This is a genomic window from Testudinibacter sp. P80/BLE/0925, assembly GCF_053570785.1.
Map to the genome: position 1 here is coordinate 2,689,957 of NZ_CM131636.1, position 22,707 is coordinate 2,712,663.

24 protein-coding genes are annotated in these 22,707 nt (G+C 48.0%); 18 read left to right on the forward strand and 6 right to left on the reverse strand.

Annotated features, from left to right (window positions below):
• The first annotated feature begins 37 nt into the window (after positions 1-37).
• Together tsaD and ACWA5Z_RS12970 are read left to right on the forward strand one after the other, a co-directional pair.
• Complete coding sequence (gene tsaD / locus ACWA5Z_RS12965; protein ID WP_431053028.1) at positions 38-1,057, forward strand: tRNA (adenosine(37)-N6)-threonylcarbamoyltransferase complex transferase subunit TsaD; 1,020 nt, start codon at positions 38-40, stop codon at positions 1,055-1,057.
• A gap of 29 nt (positions 1,058-1,086) precedes the next feature.
• Positions 1,087-1,605: an HdeD family acid-resistance protein gene (locus tag ACWA5Z_RS12970; RefSeq protein ID WP_431053030.1), complete on the forward strand. Its 519-nt coding sequence runs from the start codon at positions 1,087-1,089 to the stop codon at positions 1,603-1,605.
• 51 nt (positions 1,606-1,656) lie between these two features.
• On the opposite strand, the gene ACWA5Z_RS12975 is transcribed toward ACWA5Z_RS12970, so the two are convergent.
• Complete coding sequence (locus ACWA5Z_RS12975; RefSeq protein ID WP_431053032.1) at positions 1,657-2,484, reverse strand: glycerophosphodiester phosphodiesterase; 828 nt, start codon at positions 2,482-2,484, stop codon at positions 1,657-1,659.
• A 214-nt stretch (positions 2,485-2,698) separates the two neighbouring features.
• Between ACWA5Z_RS12975 and ACWA5Z_RS12980 the strand changes: the two genes are divergently transcribed.
• From ACWA5Z_RS12980 to ACWA5Z_RS13000, 5 genes are read left to right on the forward strand one after another with little or no spacing between them, the layout of a single operon-like run.
• Positions 2,699-3,769 (forward strand): ABC transporter ATP-binding protein, encoded by a 1,071-nt coding sequence (locus ACWA5Z_RS12980; RefSeq protein ID WP_431053034.1) that lies wholly within the window; start codon positions 2,699-2,701, stop codon positions 3,767-3,769.
• Positions 3,766-4,635, forward strand: a complete 870-nt coding sequence (locus tag ACWA5Z_RS12985; RefSeq protein WP_431053036.1) for an ABC transporter permease — start codon at positions 3,766-3,768, stop codon at positions 4,633-4,635. The genes ACWA5Z_RS12980 and ACWA5Z_RS12985 overlap by 4 nt, the downstream gene beginning before the upstream one ends.
• Positions 4,632-5,474: an ABC transporter permease gene (locus ACWA5Z_RS12990; protein WP_431053038.1), complete on the forward strand. Its 843-nt coding sequence runs from the start codon at positions 4,632-4,634 to the stop codon at positions 5,472-5,474. Before ACWA5Z_RS12985 ends, ACWA5Z_RS12990 begins: the two co-directional genes overlap by 4 nt.
• A 39-nt stretch (positions 5,475-5,513) precedes the next feature.
• On the forward strand, positions 5,514-6,599 hold the full coding sequence (locus ACWA5Z_RS12995) for an extracellular solute-binding protein (RefSeq protein WP_431053040.1): 1,086 nt from the start codon (positions 5,514-5,516) through the stop codon (positions 6,597-6,599).
• Positions 6,600-6,623: 24 nt separating this feature from the next.
• The gene (locus tag ACWA5Z_RS13000) at positions 6,624-7,763 is read left to right on the forward strand and encodes an ROK family protein (RefSeq protein WP_431053042.1); all 1,140 of its coding nucleotides are present in this window, start codon (positions 6,624-6,626) and stop codon (positions 7,761-7,763) included.
• 70 nt (positions 7,764-7,833) lie between these two features.
• Here ACWA5Z_RS13000 and plsY read toward each other — a convergent pair whose 3' ends face one another.
• Entirely contained in the window at positions 7,834-8,433 is a 600-nt protein-coding gene (gene plsY, locus ACWA5Z_RS13005) for a glycerol-3-phosphate 1-O-acyltransferase PlsY (protein WP_431053044.1), read from the reverse strand.
• Between the two features lie 135 nt (positions 8,434-8,568).
• Here plsY and folB point away from each other — a divergent pair, with 135 nt between their 5' ends.
• Both folB and ACWA5Z_RS13015 read left to right on the forward strand, forming a co-directional pair.
• Positions 8,569-8,925 (forward strand): dihydroneopterin aldolase, encoded by a 357-nt coding sequence (gene folB, locus ACWA5Z_RS13010; protein WP_431054245.1) that lies wholly within the window; start codon positions 8,569-8,571, stop codon positions 8,923-8,925.
• A gap of 1 nt (position 8,926) precedes the next feature.
• Positions 8,927-9,826: a DMT family transporter gene (locus ACWA5Z_RS13015; RefSeq protein WP_431054246.1), complete on the forward strand. Its 900-nt coding sequence runs from the start codon at positions 8,927-8,929 to the stop codon at positions 9,824-9,826.
• Here ACWA5Z_RS13015 and ACWA5Z_RS13020 read toward each other — a convergent pair.
• A complete protein-coding gene (locus ACWA5Z_RS13020) occupies positions 9,812-10,531 on the reverse strand; it encodes an HAD-IA family hydrolase (RefSeq protein WP_431053046.1) in 720 nt (239 codons plus the stop codon). The genes ACWA5Z_RS13015 and ACWA5Z_RS13020 overlap by 15 nt on opposite strands.
• Before the next feature lie 233 nt (positions 10,532-10,764).
• On the opposite strand from ACWA5Z_RS13020, the gene ACWA5Z_RS13025 reads away from it, so the two are divergent.
• Positions 10,765-10,983, forward strand: a complete 219-nt coding sequence (locus ACWA5Z_RS13025; protein ID WP_431053048.1) for a type II toxin-antitoxin system RelE/ParE family toxin — start codon at positions 10,765-10,767, stop codon at positions 10,981-10,983.
• Between the two features lie 84 nt (positions 10,984-11,067).
• Entirely contained in the window at positions 11,068-11,358 is a 291-nt protein-coding gene (locus ACWA5Z_RS13030) for an addiction module antidote protein (RefSeq protein WP_431054247.1), read from the forward strand.
• A gap of 51 nt (positions 11,359-11,409) precedes the next feature.
• Here the strand turns inward: ACWA5Z_RS13030 and aspA are convergent, their stop codons facing one another.
• The gene (gene aspA / locus ACWA5Z_RS13035; protein ID WP_431053050.1) at positions 11,410-12,831 is read right to left on the reverse strand and encodes an aspartate ammonia-lyase; all 1,422 of its coding nucleotides are present in this window, start codon (positions 12,829-12,831) and stop codon (positions 11,410-11,412) included.
• A gap of 233 nt (positions 12,832-13,064) precedes the next feature.
• Here aspA and ACWA5Z_RS13040 point away from each other — a divergent pair, with 233 nt between their 5' ends.
• The 3 genes from ACWA5Z_RS13040 to groL all read left to right on the forward strand — a co-directional run bounded on the left by ACWA5Z_RS13040 (position 13,065) and on the right by groL (position 15,640).
• Complete coding sequence (locus tag ACWA5Z_RS13040) at positions 13,065-13,535, forward strand: FxsA family protein (RefSeq protein WP_431053052.1); 471 nt, start codon at positions 13,065-13,067, stop codon at positions 13,533-13,535.
• A gap of 130 nt (positions 13,536-13,665) precedes the next feature.
• Positions 13,666-13,956, forward strand: a complete 291-nt coding sequence (locus ACWA5Z_RS13045) for a co-chaperone GroES (protein WP_431053054.1) — start codon at positions 13,666-13,668, stop codon at positions 13,954-13,956.
• Between the two features lie 43 nt (positions 13,957-13,999).
• Positions 14,000-15,640 carry a chaperonin GroEL gene (groL, locus tag ACWA5Z_RS13050; RefSeq protein ID WP_431053056.1) on the forward strand — a complete coding sequence of 547 codons (1,641 nt, stop codon included), beginning with the start codon at positions 14,000-14,002 and terminating at the stop codon, positions 15,638-15,640.
• A 92-nt stretch (positions 15,641-15,732) separates the two neighbouring features.
• On the opposite strand, the gene ACWA5Z_RS13055 is transcribed toward groL, so the two are convergent.
• Both ACWA5Z_RS13055 and ACWA5Z_RS13060 read right to left on the reverse strand, forming a co-directional pair.
• Positions 15,733-17,592 (reverse strand): SLC13 family permease, encoded by a 1,860-nt coding sequence (locus ACWA5Z_RS13055; protein ID WP_431053058.1) that lies wholly within the window; start codon positions 17,590-17,592, stop codon positions 15,733-15,735.
• A 93-nt stretch (positions 17,593-17,685) separates the two neighbouring features.
• The gene (locus tag ACWA5Z_RS13060; protein ID WP_431053060.1) at positions 17,686-18,144 is read right to left on the reverse strand and encodes a LexA family protein; all 459 of its coding nucleotides are present in this window, start codon (positions 18,142-18,144) and stop codon (positions 17,686-17,688) included.
• 344 nt (positions 18,145-18,488) lie between these two features.
• On the opposite strand from ACWA5Z_RS13060, the gene sstT reads away from it, so the two are divergent.
• The 4 genes from sstT (at position 18,489) to ACWA5Z_RS13080 (ending at position 22,702) form a co-directional block, all read left to right on the forward strand.
• Positions 18,489-19,748, forward strand: coding sequence for a serine/threonine transporter SstT (gene sstT / locus ACWA5Z_RS13065; RefSeq protein ID WP_431053062.1), 1,260 nt, complete (start codon positions 18,489-18,491; stop codon positions 19,746-19,748).
• Between the two features lie 82 nt (positions 19,749-19,830).
• Positions 19,831-21,285 (forward strand): molybdate ABC transporter ATP-binding protein ModF, encoded by a 1,455-nt coding sequence (modF, locus tag ACWA5Z_RS13070; protein WP_431053064.1) that lies wholly within the window; start codon positions 19,831-19,833, stop codon positions 21,283-21,285.
• A 28-nt stretch (positions 21,286-21,313) separates the two neighbouring features.
• Positions 21,314-22,231: an SPFH domain-containing protein gene (locus tag ACWA5Z_RS13075; RefSeq protein WP_431053066.1), complete on the forward strand. Its 918-nt coding sequence runs from the start codon at positions 21,314-21,316 to the stop codon at positions 22,229-22,231.
• A gap of 21 nt (positions 22,232-22,252) precedes the next feature.
• Positions 22,253-22,702 carry an NfeD family protein gene (locus tag ACWA5Z_RS13080; RefSeq protein WP_431053068.1) on the forward strand — a complete coding sequence of 150 codons (450 nt, stop codon included), beginning with the start codon at positions 22,253-22,255 and terminating at the stop codon, positions 22,700-22,702.
• Positions 22,703-22,707: the final 5 nt, after the last annotated feature.

The following is a 22,707-nucleotide window of genomic DNA, read 5'->3' on the forward strand; positions in this document are numbered from 1 at the left end:
CGCTTATTCCAATACATTAGACCACAGGAACAAAAAAATGCGGATTTTAGGCATTGAAACCTCCTGCGATGAAACCGGCGTTGCGATTTACGATGAACGGCACGGCTTGATCGCCAACCAATTATACACGCAAATTGCGCTGCACGCCGATTACGGCGGGGTCGTGCCGGAACTTGCCTCGCGCGATCATATCCGCAAAACCGCGCCGCTGATTCAAGCCGCATTAAAAGAAGCCAACCTGACCGCCGCCGAGATTGACGGCGTGGCGTACACCGCCGGACCGGGTTTGGTCGGGGCGTTGTTGGTCGGTGCAACCATCGCCCGTTCGTTGGCGTATGCCTGGAATGTGCCGGCGTTGGGCGTACATCACATGGAAGGGCACTTGCTCGCGCCGATGTTGGAAAGCAATCCGCCTGGCTTTCCGTTTATCGCATTATTGGTCTCCGGCGGACATACCCAGTTGGTGCAAGTCGATGGCGTTGGGCAATATCAGTTATTGGGCGAATCCATCGACGATGCCGCCGGTGAAGCCTTCGACAAAACGGCTAAGTTGCTTGGTTTGGATTATCCTGGCGGCGCGGCATTGGCAAAATTGGCGCAAAAAGGCAACGTGCGGTTTAAATTTCCGCGCCCGATGACCGATCGTCCGGGCTTGGATTTCAGTTTCTCGGGCTTAAAAACCTTTGCCGCCAACACCATTGCAAACAATCCGAATGACGAACAAACCCGTGCCGATATTGCTTTCGCCTTTCAAGAAGCTGTGGTCGATACCCTAATGATCAAATGCCGCCGCGCCTTGCAACAAAGCGGCTTAAAACGCTTGGTGATCGCCGGCGGCGTCAGCGCCAATACCGCACTTCGCCACGGATTAGCCGAATTAATGCGGCAAATCGGCGGGGAAGTATTTTATCCGCAACCGCAATTTTGCACCGACAACGGCGCAATGATTGCTTACGCCGGATTTTTACGCTTAAAGAGCGGTCAGCAATCGGATTTGCGCATTGACGTGCGCCCGCGTTGGAATATGACGGAGCTTCCGCCGTTAACTTCCAGCTAATTTAATGATTTGATTAAACGAAAAAGGAAATGATGATGAAAAATTGGCACACTTGGTTAATAATCGGTTGTATTTCAATCCTGTTCGGGCTATTTGCGATTATCAATCCGTTCGCCGCCAGTATTGCGGTAGAACAATTGATTTCGTGGATTTTTATCGTGATCGGCTTGATTCAAATCTACTCGGCATGGAAAACCCAGCGTCTCTCTTGGGTGATGTTGTCCGGCGTAATCGGCTTGCTGGTCGGTTTGGTAATGTTGACTAATCCGCTTGAGACCTTGTTTTCGCTCACCGCCACGATTTCGATTTTATTGCTGTTAATCGGCGGCGCCAAATTGTTGGCGTCATGGCGCCTGCGTGCCACTCCGTTCTTCGGCTTCGTGATGTTTTCCGGCTTGCTTTCGATCCTGATTTCCATCGTTATCTTCGCCAATCTGCCGAACGCCGCCGCAATGCTGCTCGGTTTGCTGCTGGCGATCGAACTGATCTCCAACGGCATTTCACTGCTTACCTATGCGGTGATTATCAAGAAAATGGAACAGGAATAAAGCGTAGAAAGGGGGATATATTCCCCCGTTTCGCAACCGCTTTTTTGAAAGCTAATAATAGTTTTTACCCGCTTTTTCAATCAGCTTGCATAAATACGGAATATCATCATGGCTGAGCATATCAATCAGCCCTTCGCGCAGCCAGCCGATAATTTCGCTTTCCACATCAAAACCGTATTTTTGATTATAGACTTGAGTGATTTCCATCTCAGGCGGCGATTCGTGCAGATATAAACGCACCGATAAACCGGCTTTTTTATAGGCGATCAAATCGTCACGGTGAATATAATGGTATTCGACACACACGCTATCGGCATTTGAGGCTAAAACCGCCTCCAATTGCTTGTTATAACGTGCCAGTGTCACCACTTGCAATTTCACCTGCGGCACAATCGTTTTAACACGGTTGATCAGAACGTGATCGAACGCCAACAACAAAACATTATCCAGCGCTTCGGTTTCCAACAACAATGCCGCCAGCACTTCGGCGCAACGTTGATGGTGCTGTTTTTGCTTCACTTCCAATACCAGTCCGACATTGTTTGCCACCGCCCATAACAGCACTTCGCGCAGCTCGGGCAATTTAGTACCGGCAAATTCAGTGCCGAATTTAACCCCATAGTCATACTGTTGCAACTCCGCCAACGTCATCTGCTCAATATAACCGCTGCCGGTCGAAACCCGATCAATGGTGAAATCATGATGGACCACCAACTTTTCGTCTTTGGTCATGTGCACATCCAACTCCACCGTGTGCGTTCCCGCCGCCAGTGCCGCTTCGAACGCCGGCATGGTATTTTCCGGATAACGCGAACTGTATCCGCGGTGGCTGTTGGCTAAAATAATGCCTTGATCGGCAACAATAAAATTAAAACCCATTTTTTCCTCACTTAGTCTATCACTCATATTTGAATTTAATTATCAAATAATTGAAAACAAATTAGTAGCAATATACCAGATAAATGCGATCGAAATCACAAATTAAATAAAAATTTGAGTTTATTTTTTAAATCGTAATGAAACTGTCATATTTGTCCTGTATTATCGCAGCAACCAAGCCGTCCGGCTTACTGATTTCTTAATGGAGGAATGTATGGCAACTTTGACGATTAACAAAATCACCAAAAAATTTGGGGATTATTATGCGGCAAACAATATTTCGTTTACCGCTAACGAGGGGGAATTCGTTACCCTGCTCGGTCCGAGCGGCTGCGGCAAAACCTCGTTGCTGAAACTGATTGCCGGTTTTCATGTGCCGGACGCCGGTGAAATCCTGATCGACGGCAAAAACGTCAACAATGTGCCGCCGGAAAAACGCAACACGGCGATGTGCTTTCAATCCTATGCCCTGTTTCCCCATTTGAATGTGGCGCACAATATTTGCTATGGCTTGCAACAGCGCAAAATCGCCGCTGCGGAACAAAAAAACCGTTTGGATCTGGCGCTGAAACAGATGGATTTGGAACTGCACCGCCTGAAATTGCCCGGTCAGCTTTCCGGCGGACAACAGCAACGGGTCGCTTTAGCCCGCGCGATGGTCACCCGCCCCGACGTCATTCTATTCGATGAACCGCTATCAAACCTCGATGCCAAGCTGCGTGAAAGTGTGCGTTTTGAAATCAAACAACTTTCCCGCCAATATAATTTGACCAGTATTTACGTCACCCACGACCAAGCGGAGGCGCTGGCGATGTCAGACAAAATCATTGTGTTGAACAAAGGCAATATCGAACAAATCGGCACACCGGAAGAGATTTATTACCGCCCGAAAAACCGGTTTGTCGCCGATTTTATCGGCGTTGCCAACATCACCCGCGCCAAAGTGCGGTCTTGCGGCGAACAATTGTATCAGGTCAGTTCGGTATTCGGTGATTTTATCGTCGAATCGGAGATCACGCCGCAAGCCGAGTGGATTTATATCTGTTTCCGTCCCGAAGATGCGGAACTTTGCACGGATTCGACGGCGGAAAACCGCTTTAGCGCCGACATTCTGCAAACCGCATTCATGGGCAATTTAACCGAAATCCAAGCGCAAATCGAACGCGGCACAGAGAGTCAAAAAGTGCGGTTGCAAGTAAAAAACTTCTTGCAAATCCAAGGCAAAACCAAGCTGGATTTTCGCCTGCCGCGCACGGCAATTCACTTTTTGGAGGCGGTCTCATGAAAAATATCCGTAACGATCTCAAAGCGTGGTTGCTGCTCGGCAGCGGTTTAGGCACGATTTTATTGTTGATGGGATCGACCTTCTATATTGTGGTGGCGCAAAGTTTCGGGCTACACAACATCAACAATGCCGAACCGCACTTTACCCTCGAATTCTGGCGTATCGTACTGGCGGATTCTACCTTTCAAAAATCGCTGACGTATTCGGTTAAGGTTTCGCTGCTCGGGGCGATTTTCTCGATTATCGTGTCCTACCCCATCGCCATGTGGCTGCGCAGACCGATTGCGGGCAAAGTCGTTATTATCACTATTTTGCGGGCGCCAATGCTGGTGCCGGGTTTGGTTGCGGCATTTCTGTTTATCAACGTGATTTCCTATCACGGCATTCTGAACGAATCGCTGGTGTGGCTGGGTATCTGGGACGAACCCAAATCGCTGCAAAATGATGAATTCGGCTGGGGCGTGGTGATTTTACAGATGTGGAAAAACATTCCGTTTGCGCTGATTCTGATCGGCGGTGCGGTCAACGGGCTAAAAAACGATCTGCTCGATGCTGCCGCCAATCTCGGTTCGAATGCGTGGCAGCGTTTCCGTTATGTCATTTTTCCGATGACGTTGGGCGCGGTGCAAGTGGCGTTCGTATTAATTTTTATCGGCGCATTGGGCGACTTCGCTTTCTATACCATTGCCGGACCGCGCAGCACCTATTCGTTGGCACGGCTCATGCAAATGACCGCTTACCAATTTGAAGAATGGAATCAAAGTGCGGTGATCGCCATGATGATTATGCTGACTTCCGCCTTCTTCACTATCTTGATTTCCGTCCTTATCCGTCCGCTGGCAACCAAACGGGGAGACATCAAATGAGCCAAGTTAAAACCAAAAACGGCAGACTGATTGCCAACATTTCTTTGACCTTTTTTATTCTCGTCAACGTGGTTTGGCTGGTGATTCCGTTGCTGATGGCGGGGTTATGGTCGCTGGTCGATCCGGAGCACCCATGGAGCTATCCGGATATATTGCCGCAATCGCTTTCGTTCGCCCGCTGGTTCGAGGTTTGGGAAAATACCGCCCTGCCGGAAGCCATGCTGAACAGTTACACCATCGCACCCGCCGTTTCCGCGTTGGCAATTGCGCTGGCTTTGCCGACGGCTTACGCTTTCGGACGTATGGATTTCCGTGGTAAAAAAATCGCCGAAATGCTGACCCTGATCCCTTTGGTGATCCCCGGCATGATTATCGCGCTATTTTTCAGTGCGGTGTTGATCGATTTAGAGATTCGCAGCCCGTTTGTCGGTATTGTCATCGGGCACACCGTGATGACCTTGCCCTATGCGATCCGTATTTTGTCCGCCGGTTTTTCCTCCGTGCCGCAGGATTTGATCGACGCCAGCCGTGACTTGGGTGCGTCACGTATCACCACGTTTAAAGACGTGTATTTACCGATGTTAAAACCGAGTTTTCTCGCCTCGATTATTTTCTGTCTGGTAAAAAGTATCGAAGAGTTTTCCATTTCATTCGTCATCGGATCGCCTGATTTCATCACGGTACCGACGATTCTGTATTCGTTCTTGGGTTATTCGTTTGTGCGCCCGAACGCAGCGGTAGTGTCGTTAATCCTGTTGATTCCGAATATTATTTTATTGTTGATTATCGAAAAATTGCTGAAAGGCAACTACCTTTCACAATCCGGCGGTAAAGGCTGATGGTCATTCACCGTTTTTATCCATAAAAAGGAGCTATATATGCGTTATTTAAAAAAAATGACTCAACTGGGTTTAGCCGTTTCAACCTTAGCACTGGCCAGCGTATCCCATGCTGATTCGCTCGCCGGAAAATCGTGGGCGGAAATCGAAACCCTTGCCAAACAAGAAGGCGAAGTGACGTTCAGCGTTTGGTATCTGCAACCGGCTTGGCGTAGCGTCGTCAAAGACTTTGAACGGCAATACGGCATCAAAGTGCGGATTCCCGAAGGTACGCTGGACGGTAACGTCAATAAGCTGATTGCCGAGAAAAATCTGACCCCGGGCAAAATGGACATCATCGCCATCTCTGCCGATCGGGTCAATATCGTCAATAATTTTGATGTTGCCACCGATCTCAGCGGCTTACCGCACTTTGACAAGCTTAACCACTATTTGCAAGGCGTGGATCTGGGCAACAACGCCATCGGCTTTTGGGGCAACCAAACCGGTCTGGCGTATGATCCATTACGGGTGAAAGCGGAAGAGTTGCCGCAAACTTGGCAGCAAATGGAAGCCTATATCCAAAATAATCCGAAAAAATTCGGTTATTCCGATCCAAACGGCGGCGGTTCGGGCAATGCCTTTATCCAACGCGCGATTGTTTACACCTCCGGCGACTATGATTACCAACAGCCGAATGTGGATAACGAACAAGTCAAAAAATGGCAGGCGGCCTGGCAGTGGTTTAGAGACAATAGCGCCAACATGACCCGCACGTCGTCAAACGCCGACAGCCTGACCCGTTTGAACGACGGCGAATTAAACCTGGTTGCCGCATGGCAAGATCACCTGTTCAGCCTGCAACAGCAAGGCGCAATCACCAAACGGCTGCAATTTTATGTGCCGGAGTTCGGCATGTTGGGCGGCGGCAATGCCGTTATCGTAGCCAAAAATGCGCCGCATCCGGCTGCGTCATTGCTGTTCACCCAATGGGTAACATCGCCTGAAACCCAACAAAAATTGAGCGGACATTTCGGCGTGCGCCCGTTAAGCAGCGAATCAGGCAAAAAAGACATCGTCGGGTTCTCCGCCGATTGGGCGAAAGCACAAGTGCTCGGCTTCACCAAAGAAGTGGTTTCTCACTAGAATCCTGCCGCAGAATAGGGGATAATGCGTTATCCCCTTTTAACCAATGATCGGATCACCATGTCTAAAACCGCTTATTTCAGCTTTGATTTACGTCCCAGCCAAAAATTATTACTCAATTTAATCCGTCAATATTCGCCGTCCCGTGCCGAATTAAGCCAGCTTTCCGGTTTAACGCCCGGCGCCGTCACCCAATATTGCCGTGAACTGATGTTTTCAGGGTTAATCAAAGAGGGAGATAAAATTGTCGGTAAACGCGGTTTGCCGTCGTACCATTTAGAACTGAATCCGACCGGCTGTTGTTCTGTCGGCGTATCTTTTTCCGAAGAGTATTTCGATGTATCGATTGTCGATCTCTGCGGCAAAAAACTGGCGACCTACAGCGAAAAATACCAAAACGCTGATCACTTCGAACAAATCGTGCGGCAGATCAAAAGTGCGGTTTTCACCTTATTGGAAAAGAAATTTCTGACCACCGCACGTATTCTGGGCATAGGCTATGCCGTGCCCGGCTATCTGCTGGCAGACGGATCACGCTCTTCCCCTTGGCTGCCGGTGCTGCAACACAAACCGGATTTATCTGCGATCTTCGAACAACAACTGGGACTGCCGACATGGGTGGAAAACAATACTAACGTCAGTGCAATCGGCGAATTTTATTCCGGCAACTGGAATAAAATCAAAGATATGACCGTAATCAGCATTGATTACGGTTTGGGCGCCGGTATCATCACGCAAGGCAAACTGACCAAAGGCGGCTTCGGCAATGCCGGTGAAATCGGCGCGTTTTTCCCGAGCGGCGATCAGCGCCCGACCTGGAAAGATTTGAAAAAAACCTTGCGCGCCGCCGATTTGCCGCTCGAACAATTGGATGAATTAATCGCCACACAACACCCGATTATCGAACAGTGGCTACAGCGTGTCTGTGAGCAGCTGCAATTGGTCATTCAATCGGTTCTTTACTGGCTCGATCCGGAAGTGATCGTTATCACCGGACTGCTACCGCCGGCATTGAGCGACAAAATCATCGCCAAAATCAAACAATCGCCGCTCTACCAAGATCCGCCGAACAAACCTAAACCGATTTTATATTGCCCCGACAATAACATCGAAAGCATTTCACTCGCCGCCGCTTGTTTACCGATTTATCATTTGCTGAATTGAGAGTTGCCAATTGATAAAATGCAACCGCCGCAAGACAAAAAAGCGATAGTGATAAGAAAAATCGCCAAAATCACTTCCGCTTAAACTTATCCCACATCTTCCCTTCTTGCCCGCGCCACAGGCGTTGGATATTTTCGTGGTGGCGGTAGATTAACAAACAGCAAACCAAGGCAACCGGAAAAGTGAATTCCGGTTTGAACAGATAAACATATAACGGCACTAAAAGTGCGGTGATGATGGCGCTGAGGGAGGAGTAGCCGCTGATTAAAAACACCAACAACCAAGTGCCGAACATGCTGCCGGCGACTCCCCATGCGATTGGCGCAATTGCCCCGAACGCGGTGGCAACGCCTTTGCCGCCTTTGAAGCCGAAAAAGATCGGAAAACAGTGCCCCAAACAGGCGGCAAGCGCCACCATGCCCAGTTCAAATTGGGTCAGATTTAAATAATACCCCGCCCAAACCGGCAACATCCCTTTCAACAGGTCGAATAACAACACCGCTGCCGCCGCCCATTTTCCGCCGTTGCGCAACACATTGGTCGCCCCGGGATTGCCCGAACCGGCGGTGCGCGGATCGGGCAATCCGGCAAGGCGTGAAATCAGAATTGCACTGGAAATCGATCCGATTAAATAGGCAAAAATCATATAAAAAACCGCAAACAGGCTCATAGCGACCTCGTAAAATCGACAATAAAATGCAGAATGCCATTCATTGTACCCAAAATTGGTGGCATAATCTGCGTTAAATTTTCTATTTCGAGCAAAATGAGCAAAATGAGCAAAATGAGCAAAATGAGCAAAAAAATGTACGATACCATTTTTATTGAAAAATTAACTGTGTTCGCCACCATCGGCGTTTACGATTGGGAGCAGCAGATTAAACAGAAACTGGTGTTTGATCTGGAAATGGCATGGGACAGCAGCCGAGCGGCGGCGACTGACAATGTGCAATATTGTTTAAATTATGCCGACGTCAGCCAATTTATTTCGGATTATGTCAGTAGCAAGCCGTTTTTGCTGATTGAAACCGTCGCGTATCAGGTTGCCGAACAGTTACAACAGCGCTTTGCCATTCCGTGGCTGAAGTTGAAACTCAGCAAGCCAAGTGCGGTGGCGCAAGCGGCGGCAGTTGGAATTATCGTCGAACGGGGACAGCGTTAAGGTGTTGTACGGCTATTTAGGCTTGTTATTTGCCGCGCTGTTTTGGGGCGGCAATTTTATGTTCGGCAAAATCATTAGCAGCGAGATTTCGCCGATTGTACTGAATTTCAGCCGTTGGTTTCCGGCGGCGCTGATTTTGTTGCTCCTGTTTCGCCGTCAAGTGCAAGCCAGCCTGCCGTTACTGCGCCGTTACTGGTTGCTGCTGACCGCACTTGGCGTGTTAGGCATTATTTTCTTTCCGGTTTTTCTCTATCAAGGCTTGCTCACCACCACCGCGCTCAACGCCAGCATTTACCTTGCCGCCGTGCCGATGGCAACCTTATTGCTCAACCGTTTGCTGTTTCGCGATCCGATCGAAACCCGCATGTTACTCGGTGCCTTGTTAAGTTTTGCCGGTGTGTTGTATCTTTTGGTGCAAGGCGAACCGAGTAATATTCTGCGGTTGAATATCAATATCGGTGATCTGTGGGCGATTGGCTCGGCATTGAGTTGGGCACTGTACTGCGCGATTGTGCGCCTGAAACCGCCGCAACTGGGCAACGCTGCGTTTGTTACTGCGCTGGTTACTTTGGGCATGCTGCTGTTCACGCCGGTCTATTTGTTTGCCGTTGCACAAGGGCAAAGTGCGGTTTATGCCGAATTAAATGCCGCGCAATGGGGCATTATCGCCTATCTGATTCTGTTTCCGTCGATTTTATCCTATGTGTTTTGGAACTACGGCATTAGTGTGGTCGGCTCGGCAAAAGGCGCAAGTTTCACCAACGCCGTGCCGCTGTTTGCGGCGGTGTTGAGTATTTTGGTGTTGCGCGAACCGATTCGGGTTTACCATTTAATCAGCAGCTTATTGATTATCGCCGGTTTACTGTTGTGCAACCGTAAGGCTTGCTCACGCCAAGCGTAGCAACTGGCTCAAATCGGTTAATTCCAGCGTCGGCAAGTTACGGCTCTGTGGGTTTGAATGCAGATGATCGTCCGTGAGATTGAGCCAAACCGCCTGACAACCGGCCTGAATCGCACCTTGTACATCGGTTTGCAGATTATCGCCGATATGTAAAATCTGCTCTGACCGCACGTTAAAGTAGCGTGCCGTCTGCTCAAACAGATCGAAGTGCGGTTTTGCCCTGCCGTGTTCGCCACCGCGTAAACATAAGCTGAAGTGATCCAAGCCGATTTTTTGCGGATCAACATTGCCGTTGGTGATCGCCGCCAGCGGATAACGCTGTGCCAAATAATTTAGGATTTCCAAACTCTGTGACGGCACGCTAATTTGATGTCGCCAATGCACGAAATGCGCCATCACCTGCGTGATAATCGGCTCAATCTTATCGGCGGAAACCGCACTTTGCCGTAACAACCATTCAAGTGCGGTGATCCGCCACCGCACCACATCTTCGCTCAACAACGGATCAGCCAGCGCAACCGCACTTTTCACCTCACGCCAACGCTCTTTCAACAGCTCAGCCGGCAAGTGCGGTAATGCCAAACGTTGCAACACCGCTAAAAACTGCGTTTCCGCTTCCATAATCACGGCATGGTTATCATATAAGGTATCATCCAAATCAAAACTGATGATCTTGAACGGCTGTAGCTGGCGGTAAAAACGCATAAGTGATCCTAAATAATAAATCAAGCCGCTATTATGCCATTAATTCGTCAAGTGCGGTTTAAAAAAGAAATTTCAATTTTGCGATCGGGATCGAAAGAAAAATCAGTGGCAAAAGACGGCAAGAAAAAAAACCGTAAGCTCGAAATTTCTCATTTTGGCAATCGGTTATTACTATTATTTAACTCTTGTCATAATGTAATCTACAGATTACAATCAATAGGAATTGAAAATCGATGAATATGATTTTACAAAGCGAATTGTTTAAAAAATGGTTCGCACAACTCAAGGATAAAACAGCTGTGGCGCTGATTAGCCGCCATTTAGACCGAGCCAAACTTGGCAATTTCGGCGATTATAAATCCTTAGGCAGCGGCATTTTTGAAATGCGGATTGACACCGGCAAAGGCTACCGAATTACTATACACAAGAAGGTAAAATCACTTACTTGCTGATTATCGGTGGCGATAAAAGCACGCAACAGCAAGATATTGCACGCGCTAAACAACTTTGGGCAGATTATAGACAGGAGAAAAAGCATGCAATTTACTGAATTTGATGCCGCTGAATATTTCACTGATGAAGAAACCATTGCGATTTATCTCACCGATGCGCTGACAAACGGTTCGGAAGAGGAATTTATTTTAGCGCTTAAAAATGTTGCGCGCGCCAGAGGGATAACCCAACTGGCAAAAGACACCGGGTTAGCACGCGAAAGCCTGTATAAGACCCTTTCCGGCGAGAGCAAACCGCGTTTTGAAACTATCAATAAAATTGCTGCAGCTTTAGGTTTAAACGTGGTTTTCACACCAAAATCGGTAGCGCTTTAGCTAAAATCCCCTGATATTGCTGTCAGGGGATTCTCTGCTACCGTTTAAAATCTATTCCTCAATCGCTTTCGCTTTGTATTTCGGGTTCATCAGGTTTTCCGGTGATAAAATATCGTCCAATTCGGCTTCGGTCAGCAAACCTTTTTCCAGCACCACGTCTTTCACGCTTCTGCCGGTGGTGGCGCAAATCTTACCGATCAGATCGCCGTTATGGTGACCGATAAACGGGTTGAGATAAGTAATAATCCCAATTGAATTAAATACATAGCTTTCGCAAATTTCTTTATTGACCGTGATCCCGTCAATACATTTATCGCGTAAATTGACGCAGGCATTGGTCAGTAAGGAGATGGTTTCGAACATCGCTTGCCCGATGACCGGCTCCATCACGTTAAGTTGCAACTGCCCGGCCTCCGCGGCGAAAGTGACGGTCATATCATTACCAAACACTTTGAAACAAACTTGGTTGACCACTTCCGGAATCACCGGGTTGACTTTTGCCGGCATAATCGATGAACCGGCTTGCAATTCCGGCAGGTTGATTTCATTCAAACCGGCGCGCGGCCCGGATGAAAGCAAACGTAAGTCATTGCATACTTTGGATAATTTCACGGCGGTGCGTTTCAGTGCGCCGTGCACCATCACATATGCGCCACAGTCGGAAGTCGCCTCAATCAAGTTTTTCGAGGAAGTGCAATTCAAACCGCTGACTTCCGCCAGGTAACGGGTTGCCAATGCCGAATAGCCGCTTGGCGTATTGACGCCGGTACCGATTGCAGTCGCGCCCAAATTGACTTCCAGTAACAATTTGGCGGCGTGGGCGACGTTCAAGATTTCCTCTTCAACCAACACCGCAAAGGCTTGGAATTCCTGACCGACACTCATCGGCACGGCGTCTTGCAATTGGGTGCGCCCCATTTTCAAAACACCGGAAAATTCTTCGGCTTTTTGTTCGAATCCTTTTCTCAAGTAACGCAACTTTTCAACCAATTTCATCAAACTGTTATAAACCGCAATGCGGAAGCCGCTCGGGTAAGCATCATTGGTCGATTGGCTGGCATTGACGTGATCCATTGGATCGAGATATTGATATTCGCCCTTTTGGTGCCCCATCAACTCTAAAGCCAAATTGGCAATCACTTCATTGGTGTTCATATTCACCGACGTGCCGGCGCCGCCCTGAAATACATCGGACGGGAATTGATCCAGACAACGCCCTTTCTCCAACACTTCATCACAAGCGGCGATAATCGCATTGGCAATTTTTTTCGGGATCACTTTCAGCTCGACATTCGCCATTGCCGCCGCTTTTTTCACCATCACCATACCGCGTACGAATTCCGGAATATCGGAAATCACCGCATTGGAAATCTTAAAATTCTCCACCGCTCTGAGGGTGTGAATGCCCCAATAAACCTCTGCCGGCACCGCTCTTTCACCCAATAAATCTTTTTCCATTCTTACCGCTGTCATATTGTTTTCTCCTCTGCTTATAGGGTTGCTCAATTAAGTTTGAATCCTGTTTTAATACTATCTGGGGACTATTCTATTCCTTTAAAAACTTTGATCATCGGATATAAATTGATTGTATTGATTAGTTTTTCTAATCCGAATTTAGTTCTTGATAAGCTTGAAAAGTGCGGTTTTTGCCTCAATACTAATCAATATGATCGATGACTGAGGCTCAATGCTGAGTGAGGTAAAATATGCCATTGTTAATTCTGCTAGCGATTTTCGGGATTTATGTTTATCTGGAATTGTCGCTGTTGATCACGATTGGCAGTGCAATCGGGGTTTTCCCGCTAATTCTGTTGCTGATTGTCTCGTCAATGATCGGTTTGGCATTAATCCGTCTGCGCGGTTGGTACACGCTCAGCCGTGTGTCGCAGCAATTGCGCCAAGGGGAAATGCCGACTCACAGTTTGGTGCAAACCGCACTTTGGCTGCTGGCCGGGATTCTGTTTATTATTCCCGGACTGCTGAGCGACCTAGTGGCAATTCTGCTACTGCTGCCGTTCAGCGCCACGCTGTTTGAAAAACTCATAGCGAAAAAAATCCGTTCCTTTACGTTTGTCAGCGGTTTCGGACAAAGCCAACCTCAACGCCATCATGCTGAAGAGACGATTTTTGAAGCGGAATATGACAAAAAAGCCGACGATGACAAACGCTTGCCGTAATTTTTTTATTTTGTCCCTTGAAACTCTCAAACCGCGCCCATATTAAGGTTTCACAACTACCGCACTGATTTTTAGTTTTTATCGGTGCGTTTACTTATCTATCATTATAACTAACCAGGAGAAAATTAAGATGAATATTCGTCCGTTACATGACCGTGTGATTATCAAACGTGAAGAAGTGGAAACCCGTTCGGCCGGTGGTATCGTCCTGACCGGTTCCGCCGCCACTAAATCCACCCGTGCTAAAGTATTGGCGGTGGGCAAAGGTCGCATTTTGGAGAACGGCACTGTACAGCCGTTAGACGTTAAAGTCGGCGACACCGTGATCTTTAACGAAGGCTACGGCGTGAAAAGCGAAAAAATCGACGGTGAAGAAGTGTTGATTATCTCTGAAAACGATATTTTAGCTATCGTAGAATAAAACATTGATTTTAATATTACTATTTAAATAAAAGGAATATAACATGGCAGCAAAAGACGTTAAATTTGGTAACGACGCTCGCGTAAAAATGTTGGCGGGCGTGAACGTATTGGCAGATGCAGTAAAAGTAACGTTAGGCCCGAAAGGCCGTAACGTGGTGTTGGATAAAGCCTTCGGCGCACCAACCATCACCAAAGACGGCGTATCGGTCGCTCGTGAAATCGAATTGGAAGATAAATTCGAAAATATGGGTGCGCAAATGGTGAAAGAAGTTGCCTCTAAAGCCAACGATGCCGCCGGTGACGGCACCACCACCGCAACCGTATTGGCGCAAGCGATTGTCAATGAAGGGCTGAAAGCGGTTGCCGCCGGAATGAACCCGATGGATCTGAAACGCGGGATCGACAAAGCCGTGGTCGCTGCGGTTGATGAGTTGAAAAAACTGTCTGTCCCTTGTGCCGATTCGAAAGCGATTGAACAAGTGGGTACAATCTCTGCCAACTCCGACACTATCGTGGGTAAATTAATCGCCGAAGCAATGGACAAAGTCGGTAAAGAAGGCGTGATTACCGTTGAAGACGGCAGCGGCTTGGAAGACGAGTTAAACGTAGTTGAAGGTATGCAATTCGATCGCGGTTACTTATCGCCGTATTTCATCAACAAACCGGAAACCGGCAGTGTCGAATTGGAAAATCCGTACATTTTATTGGTTGATAAAAAAATCTCTAATATCCGCGAATTATTGCCGGTATTAGAAGCCGTTGCCAAAGCAGGCAAACCGCTGTTTATCGTCGCCGAAGACGTGGAAGGCGAAGCGTTGGCAACCTTGGTGGTCAACACCATGCGCGGGATCGTGAAAGTGGCTGCGGTGAAAGCGCCGGGCTTTGGTGACCGTCGTAAAGCGATGTTGCAAGATATTGCCGTGTTAACCGCCGGTACCGTGATTTCCGAAGAGATCGGGATGGAACTGGAAAAAGCCACGATCGAAGAATTGGGTCAAGCCAAACGTGTAGTGATCACCAAAGACAACACCACCATTATCGACGGAATCGGTGATCAAGCGCAAATCAGCGGACGTGTGGCACAAATTCGTCAGCAAATCGAAGAATCTTCTTCCGATTACGACCGTGAAAAACTGCAAGAGCGCGTTGCCAAACTGGCAGGCGGCGTTGCGGTAATCAAAGTCGGTGCGGCAACGGAAGTGGAAATGAAAGAGAAAAAAGCGCGTGTTGAAGATGCGTTGCACGCAACCCGTGCTGCAGTCGAGGAAGGCGTGGTTGCCGGCGGCGGCGTGGCATTGGTGCGCGTAGCGGCAAAATTAGCCAACTTGACCGGTGATAACGAAGAGCAAAATGTCGGGATCAAACTGGCATTGCGCGCGATGGAAGCGCCATTACGTCAAATCGTGACCAACGCCGGCGAAGAAGCCTCAGTGGTGGCACGCAACGTGAAAGACGGTGAAGGCAACTACGGTTACAACGCCGCGACCGAAGTGTATGGCGACATGGTTGAAATGGGAATTTTAGATCCGACCAAAGTGACCCGTTCTGCGTTACAATTCGCAGCATCTATCGCCGGCTTGATGATCACCACCGAGTGTATGATCACCGAGTTACCAAAACCTGAAACCCCGGATATGGGCGCAGGCATGGGCGGCATGGGTGGAATGGGCGGCATGATGTAACCGCACTTTCACTGATTAAAAGCCTAACAAACCCGATAACACATTGCGTTATCGGGTTTTTGTTTGCCAAAATGAAAATATTACGGACAATTTTAACCAAATAAAATCGGTACGACCAACACCGTCGCAACCATCACAATAATGGTAAACGGCACACCGATTTTGAGGAAGTCTGAGAATTTATAACCGCCCGGCCCTAACACCATGGTATTGACCGGCGATGAAACCGGAGTCATAAAGGCAGCCGAAGCCGCAACGGCAACTGTAATCACAAACGGCAGCGGTGACGTCTGCAATTCGTTTGCCAATGCCACGGCGATCGGCGTCATTAAAATTGCCGTCGCAGTATTGGAAATAAACAAACCGACTGAGGCGCATAAAATAAACAAACTGACCAAAATCGCATGAATCCCCCACTCGCCGACCAAATTCAACAAGCCGTTGACTGCCAAACCAATTCCACCGGTTTTATCCAATGCAATTGCAAACGGCATCATGCCGACAATCAGAATCAGACTTGGCCAATGTACTGAATTATAGGCACTTTGTGCGTCAATACAGCGAAATTTTGCCATCATCAAACACGCAATCAACGCCGCAATCACATTCGGAACTAAGCCCGTCACCATCAAAATAACCATGGTAAGCACTGATAAAATCGCATGGGGCGCTTGGCTTAGTGCCGGTGCAACCCGATCAATCTCGCTCGGATAATTCAGCATAAAAAAATCCTGATTACTGCCGCGCAATTCATTGATCTGTTTCCATTCACCAATCACCAGATATTGATCCCCGGTGCTAATCTCCACATCACCGAGATCACTGGTAATCAATTTATTGCCGCGCTTGACGCCGGCAACAATCAGCCCGTATTTATTTTGAAATTCAATTTGCCGGATCGTTTTGCCTAAGTTGACACTCTCCGGAATCGGAGAAATTTCTGCCATTCCCACCGATTTCGACTTCTCACTAAAATAGTTACCGCGCACCGCCATCGGTTTAAGTTTGTATTGCTCACAAAAAGACAGCCAATCCAAACCGTTGTCTGCCAAATCAAGCAACAGGATATCTTTTTCATTCAGCTCGGTTAACGCGGAAGCGGTAACCACAATATGCCGAATCCGCCGCCAGCGTTCGACCGCCACCACTAAAATATTGTATTTGGAATGCAGGTGCAGCTCATCCAGGGTTTTGCCGATCAAGGGGGAACCCGGCATAATCAATGCCTGTTTAGAACGCCCTTGCAATTGATAACTGATAATCAAATCATTCATCGAAGTGCGGTTATAGTTGGCTTTGGTATGATCGCCACTATCACCGCGATCCAACAAACGACGCGCCACCAACATATAGCCAATCCCCAATACCAACACCATTAAGCCGATCGGCGTAAAAGAAAAAAAACTCAGTGGCGCTTGCCCGGCACGCACTAATTCGGCATTGGCAATCAAATTGGGCGGGGTGGCGATTAAAGTCATCATCCCGCTGATCAAACCCGCAATACTCAACGGCATCATCAGGCGTTTCGGCGAAATATTCATCTGCGAGCAGATTGCCAGCACCACCGGAATAAAAATTGCGACAATACCGGTTGAACTCATAAATGCGCCAAGTCCGGCAACCGCCAACATTAATAACACTAAAATTTTGACTTCGTTGTTTTTTGCCGCCTTGATCAACCCTTCGCTGACTTGATATGCCACCCCGGTACGCAGCAACCCCTCGCCGACCACAAACAGTAAGGCAATCAAAATCACATTCGGGTCGCTGAAACCGCTCAAGATTTCCGGCACGGTTAAAATCCCGCTCAGGCTAAATGCAATCATCAACAGTAAGGCGACGGCATCCATACGCAATTTATTGGTCATAAACAGCCAGATGGCAAGCAATAAAAACAGTAATACCAAAAACAACGGCGGATTAAATGACCAGATTTGCGTCAACCAAGACATGAATACTACTCCAAACTCAATATTGCGGGATTTACTTTTTGCTTACTATAGCATAGATAGCAAGGCAACTTGAGCCGGAATCAAAAAATTATCTTATGCCGCTTTACGTCCGCGAAATTGGTGAATGGTATTGGTTACCACCCCGCGTATTGCCAATTCCTGCAACGAAGCGACATATAAATTGGCATGTTTCGAATCCAAGGAAAAAAAGATCAACGCTTCTGCTTGCGCGGAAAAAAATTCATATAATTGAAAACCGTTGTCTTGTTCTATCACCACTAAATCACCCGGCTCGATCGGCGATTGCTCCTCAATCACCAACATATCGCCTTGCCCGATTCCCCATGAGGTCAAATTCGGGTTCGTCACGCGCATAAAAAAAGTTTGTTTGGGTTTTTTAATACAGTATAAATTCAAATCCATTTTGTATTTAACCGCACTTTGCTGATCAAAGTGGAACTGATTTTGCCGATGATCATCGTATAACGGCATTGGTTGGTAGGAATAACTTCCATTACTCAAGTTTGCTTGATTATTCATTGCGTTATACATTTCCGAACCTCTGCATTTAACTGATTGGTGATTAAGTTGGTACTGCCCGCAAGCGCACTGTTTTTATATACAGTGATTTATACTGTATATAAAAACAGTAATCAAGTGTTTTTTTAGGATGATACTGAAAAAATCCAAACAAGATCAAAAACACCGCCTTATCAGCCGCAATACTTTAGCAAATCGTTAAAAAAAGCGGACAAAAACCGACATAATCCCAATAAAACCCGACTTTATTTAATTTTATGTTTTATTCTTAAAAATTTTGCGCTAATCTTAGGTTCGATCTCGTATCAGAGACGATGTAAAAAGACAATTCCATCCACCATAAAAAGAAGAAAACTATGAGTAACTCAAATCACTTTTTAACCAAACTTTTGTTTCAAGGCAGTTTGATTACCAAAATCGCGATTGGTCTCGTACTCGGGATCATCGTCGGTTTAATCACTCATCCCCTCGCGCCGAGCCTCGGCTTCAATCTTGCCGAAAGCGTCAGCATCTTAGGAACCTTGTTTGTGCGTGGCTTGCGTGCCATTGCGCCGATTCTGGTGTTTATTCTGGTGCTGTCCGCAATCGCCAACCGTAAACCAAGCGAGGCGGAACACAATAGCAGCACAATGAAATCAATCATTATTTTGTATATCGCCGGCACCTTCTTGGCAGCATTGACCGCGGTGATCGCCAGCTTTCTGTTCCCGACCCAATTGACGTTGGTGACCGGTGACGCCCAATTAAGCCCGCCGCAAAATGTCAGTGATGTGATTATCACCGTACTGATGAACATTGTCGACAACCCGATTCAAGCCTTGTTTAATGCGAATTATATCGGCATTCTGGCATGGGCAATCGGTTTAGGTATCGCATTACGCCATGCTTCCGACAGCACCAAACGGATTATTCATGAATTGGCGGAAGCGGTCACCATGATTGTGAAAGTCGTGATCGCTTTCGCACCGTTCGGGGTTTTCGGTTTAGTTGCCGCGGCAATGGCAGATAAAGGACTGGAAGAATTAGGTGCCTATGCCCGCCTGATTTATGTGCTGGTCGGTTCAATGCTGTTTGTTGCCTTTGTTATCAACCCGATTCTGGTCTTCTGGAAAATCCGCCGCAATCCGTATCCATTGATTTGGACCGCTGTGCGTGAAAGCGGCTTGACCGCCTTCTTCACCCGTAGCTCCGCCGCCAATATTCCGGTGAATATGAACTTGGCAAAACGCTTAAATTTGAGCGAAGAAGTCTATTCCGTTTCAATTCCGTTGGGCGCCACCATCAATATGGCCGGTGCTGCGGTAACGGTGACGGTATTAACCTTAGCCGCCGTCGCCACCCTTGGCATTCAAGTGAGCTTTGCTACCGCACTGTTACTCAGCGTGGTTGCCAGCGTGTGTGCCTGCGGTGCTTCCGGGGTTGCCGGCGGTTCATTATTGCTGATTCCGTTGGCGTGTAGCCTGTTCGGGATTCCGAATGACATTGCGGTGCAGGTGATCGGCGTTGGCTTTATTATCGGTGTGATTCAAGATTCGGTCGAAACCGCCTTGAACTCCTCCACTGACGTGGTGTTTACCGCTGCGGCCGATCTTGCGGAACAACGCAAAAACGGTTAGTTTTATCTAATCCTGAAAAAGCGAATCCATCGTTCAGCGCGGATTCGCTTTTTTATTTAGCTTAATTTCGTAGAGAAAATCGATGTCAGCCATTCAATTACAGCAAGCCGAAATAAAAATCACCAGTAAACTACGCCTGAAAATTGATGATTTTCAGCTTAAATGCCATGAATTTGCGGTGATCGTCGGGCATAACGGCAGCGGCAAAAGCACTCTGGCAAAATTTTTGGCGCAGAAAAATTCGCCTTATTCGGGGACATACCACAATCACTTTGAACGGGTCAGCCTGTTATCGTTCGAGCAACAGCAACAATTAATTGAGCAAATCTACCGCGATCTGAATAACGACTGCGTCGATCCGGATTACCACGGCAGAACGGCGGCAGAAGTGATTTTAGCCGGGCAACCAGACAAGCATGGATTAATCGAATTGGCGGAAAAATTGCACATCACCGCCCTATTGGATCGCCCGTTCAAATTGCTCTCCACCGGCGAAGGACGCAAAGTGTTGCTGGCAAGCGCCTTAATCAGCCAACCGCACTTGCTGATTTTAGACGAACCGTTTGAAGGCTTGGATCACGCTTCGCAAACTTTCTGGCAGCAATTATTAGCCGATCTGTGCCAACAAATGACGGTGATTTTAATTATCAACCGCCTGAATGATATTCCGCCGCAAGCAGACAGTATTGCGATGTTGAACCAATGCAAACTGCTACAGCAGGCAAGTGCGGTTAAAATGCTCGCCAGCCCGGTGTTTCAACAGCTGCGCAATGCCGAAAGTGCGGTCTGCCAACCGGTTCCCGCCGCCGCCCAAGCGCCGCAAACCCTCCCCGCTCACTTGGAATATGTGTTTGATCTGCAAAACGTCACTGTCCGTTACGGCGAAAAAACCATACTTAACGGTTTGAACTGGCAAGTCAAAACGGGCGAAAATTGGTGGATTAAAGGCCCGAACGGTTGCGGCAAATCAACCTTGTTGTCTTTAATCAGCGGCGATCACCCGCAAGCCTTTTGCAATGCGGTGAAAATTTTCGGCAAACAGCGCGGTAGCGGCGAAACCGTATGGGACATTAAACAGAAAATCGGCTTTCTCAGCAACCAATTGCACTTGGATCATCAGGTCAATTGCAGTGCGCTGGACGTGATCGTCTCCGGTTATTTCGACTCTATCGGCATTTATCAAAAGATTCCTGACAGTCTGCGCCTGAATGCGTTACAATGGCTGGAACGGATTAAAATGCAGCCGTTTGCCAATGCGCCGTTCCGCTCGCTGTCTTGGGGGCAACAGCGCCTGTTGCTGATTGCACGCGCGCTGGTGAAACACCCGCCGATTTTAATTTTGGACGAACCGTTAATGGGGCTGGACGGAATCAATCGCCACCTGGTGCTGACCTTTATCGAACAATTGATCGACAACAGCCAAACCCAGTTACTGTTTGTGTCGCACCACCTTGAAGATCAACCGCAATGTATCAACCGCACTTTTGAATTTATTGCAAACGCAAGCGGTTACGCTTATTATCAAACGGATGTTTAATGTTTAACTCAATCAAGGAGCTGAAATTATGGAATTTTTAGACGGTCTGCCGGTTGTCGCCCTGTTTTTTGTTCTGTTTGTTATTTTCACCCTGCTCTCCGCACTCAAAACCGTGCCGCAGGGCTATCACTGGACAATCGAACGTTTCGGGCGCTACACCCGCACATTAACCCCCGGCTTAAATTTTATCGTGCCGTTTATCGATCGCGTCGGGCGTAAAATCAACATGATGGAACAGGTGTTGGATATTCCGTCACAAGAAGTGATATCCAAAGATAACGCCAACGTATCGATTGATGCGGTCTGCTTCGTGCAGGTGGTCGACGCACGCAATGCGGCGTATGAAGTCAACCATTTGGAACAAGCGATTATCAACTTAACCCTGACCAATATCCGTACCGTGCTCGGTTCGATGGAGTTGGACGAAATGCTGTCTCAGCGCGATTCGATTAACAGCCGCCTCTTGACGATTGTCGATGAAGCCACCAATCCATGGGGCGTAAAAGTCACGCGGATCGAAATCCGTGACGTGCGCCCGCCGAAAGAGTTGATCGATTCGATGAACGCGCAGATGAAAGCCGAACGGAATAAACGTGCCGATATTTTGGAAGCGGAAGGAATTCGCCAAGCGGCTATTTTGCGTGCCGAAGGGGAAAAACAATCGCGCATTCTGCAAGCGGAAGGGGAACGGCAAGAAGCCTTCTTGCAAGCGGAAGCTCGCGAACGGGCGGCGGAAGCGGAAGCCAAAGCCACGCAAATGGTTTCCGAGGCGATTGCCCATGGCGACACCAAAGCGATCAACTATTTTATCGCGCAAAAATACACCGAAGCCTTACAGCAAATCGGACAAGCCGACAACAGCAAAGTGGTTCTTATGCCGTTGGAAGCGGGCAATCTGATTGGTTCGATTGCCGGCATTAGCGAATTATTAAAAACAACCAAGTAATGCAAACAAACGAGGTGGCAAATGGAATGGTTTAACACTTGGGCGTTCTGGTATTGGCTGGTTTTCGGTTTTGTGTTGCTAATTGGCGAAGCCGTTATTCCGGGAATTTTCCTGTTATGGTGGGGACTTGCCGCTTTCGTTGTCGGAATTCTGAATGCGGTTATCGCCATTCCCCTCGCTTGGGATTGGATTATTTTCGCAGTATTGGCTGTGGCTGCCAGTGTGATCTGGTGGCGCTATCAGCATAGCAAGGATCAGCAAGAAGATCCGCATACCGCACTTAACCAGCGCGGCATTGCGATGTTGGGACAGCGGGGAGTTGTTACCGAAATCCAGCAAAATAATATCGGACGCGCGCATTTTGGCGATACCACTTGGCGGATCAAAGGCGAACAACTTCAAACGGGCGATGTCGTAAAAGTCAAGTCCGTGAACGGGATCACCCTGAACGTCGAAAAAATGTCGGAGTAAGCCAA

Coding starts and splice junctions, on each gene's coding strand:
- ACWA5Z_RS12990 (WP_431053038.1), top strand. CDS start 4,632: ATGAGCCAAGTTAAAACCAAAAACGGCAGACTGATTGCCAACATTTCT.
- ACWA5Z_RS13025 (WP_431053048.1), top strand. CDS start 10,765: ATGAATATGATTTTACAAAGCGAATTGTTTAAAAAATGGTTCGCACAA.
- ACWA5Z_RS13055 (WP_431053058.1), bottom strand. CDS start 17,592: ATGTCTTGGTTGACGCAAATCTGGTCATTTAATCCGCCGTTGTTTTTG.
- tsaD (WP_431053028.1), top strand. CDS start 38: ATGCGGATTTTAGGCATTGAAACCTCCTGCGATGAAACCGGCGTTGCG.
- ACWA5Z_RS12995 (WP_431053040.1), top strand. CDS start 5,514: ATGCGTTATTTAAAAAAAATGACTCAACTGGGTTTAGCCGTTTCAACC.
- folB (WP_431054245.1), top strand. CDS start 8,569: ATGTACGATACCATTTTTATTGAAAAATTAACTGTGTTCGCCACCATC.
- ACWA5Z_RS13045 (WP_431053054.1), top strand. CDS start 13,666: ATGAATATTCGTCCGTTACATGACCGTGTGATTATCAAACGTGAAGAA.
- ACWA5Z_RS12985 (WP_431053036.1), top strand. CDS start 3,766: ATGAAAAATATCCGTAACGATCTCAAAGCGTGGTTGCTGCTCGGCAGC.
- ACWA5Z_RS13030 (WP_431054247.1), top strand. CDS start 11,068: ATGCAATTTACTGAATTTGATGCCGCTGAATATTTCACTGATGAAGAA.
- groL (WP_431053056.1), top strand. CDS start 14,000: ATGGCAGCAAAAGACGTTAAATTTGGTAACGACGCTCGCGTAAAAATG.
- ACWA5Z_RS13040 (WP_431053052.1), top strand. CDS start 13,065: ATGCCATTGTTAATTCTGCTAGCGATTTTCGGGATTTATGTTTATCTG.
- ACWA5Z_RS12980 (WP_431053034.1), top strand. CDS start 2,699: ATGGCAACTTTGACGATTAACAAAATCACCAAAAAATTTGGGGATTAT.
- aspA (WP_431053050.1), bottom strand. CDS start 12,831: ATGACAGCGGTAAGAATGGAAAAAGATTTATTGGGTGAAAGAGCGGTG.
- plsY (WP_431053044.1), bottom strand. CDS start 8,433: ATGAGCCTGTTTGCGGTTTTTTATATGATTTTTGCCTATTTAATCGGA.
- ACWA5Z_RS13000 (WP_431053042.1), top strand. CDS start 6,624: ATGCGTTATCCCCTTTTAACCAATGATCGGATCACCATGTCTAAAACC.
- ACWA5Z_RS13075 (WP_431053066.1), top strand. CDS start 21,314: ATGGAATTTTTAGACGGTCTGCCGGTTGTCGCCCTGTTTTTTGTTCTG.
- ACWA5Z_RS12970 (WP_431053030.1), top strand. CDS start 1,087: ATGATGATGAAAAATTGGCACACTTGGTTAATAATCGGTTGTATTTCA.
- ACWA5Z_RS13020 (WP_431053046.1), bottom strand. CDS start 10,531: ATGCGTTTTTACCGCCAGCTACAGCCGTTCAAGATCATCAGTTTTGAT.
- ACWA5Z_RS13060 (WP_431053060.1), bottom strand. CDS start 18,144: ATGTATAACGCAATGAATAATCAAGCAAACTTGAGTAATGGAAGTTAT.
- ACWA5Z_RS12975 (WP_431053032.1), bottom strand. CDS start 2,484: ATGGGTTTTAATTTTATTGTTGCCGATCAAGGCATTATTTTAGCCAAC.
- modF (WP_431053064.1), top strand. CDS start 19,831: ATGTCAGCCATTCAATTACAGCAAGCCGAAATAAAAATCACCAGTAAA.
- ACWA5Z_RS13080 (WP_431053068.1), top strand. CDS start 22,253: ATGGAATGGTTTAACACTTGGGCGTTCTGGTATTGGCTGGTTTTCGGT.
- sstT (WP_431053062.1), top strand. CDS start 18,489: ATGAGTAACTCAAATCACTTTTTAACCAAACTTTTGTTTCAAGGCAGT.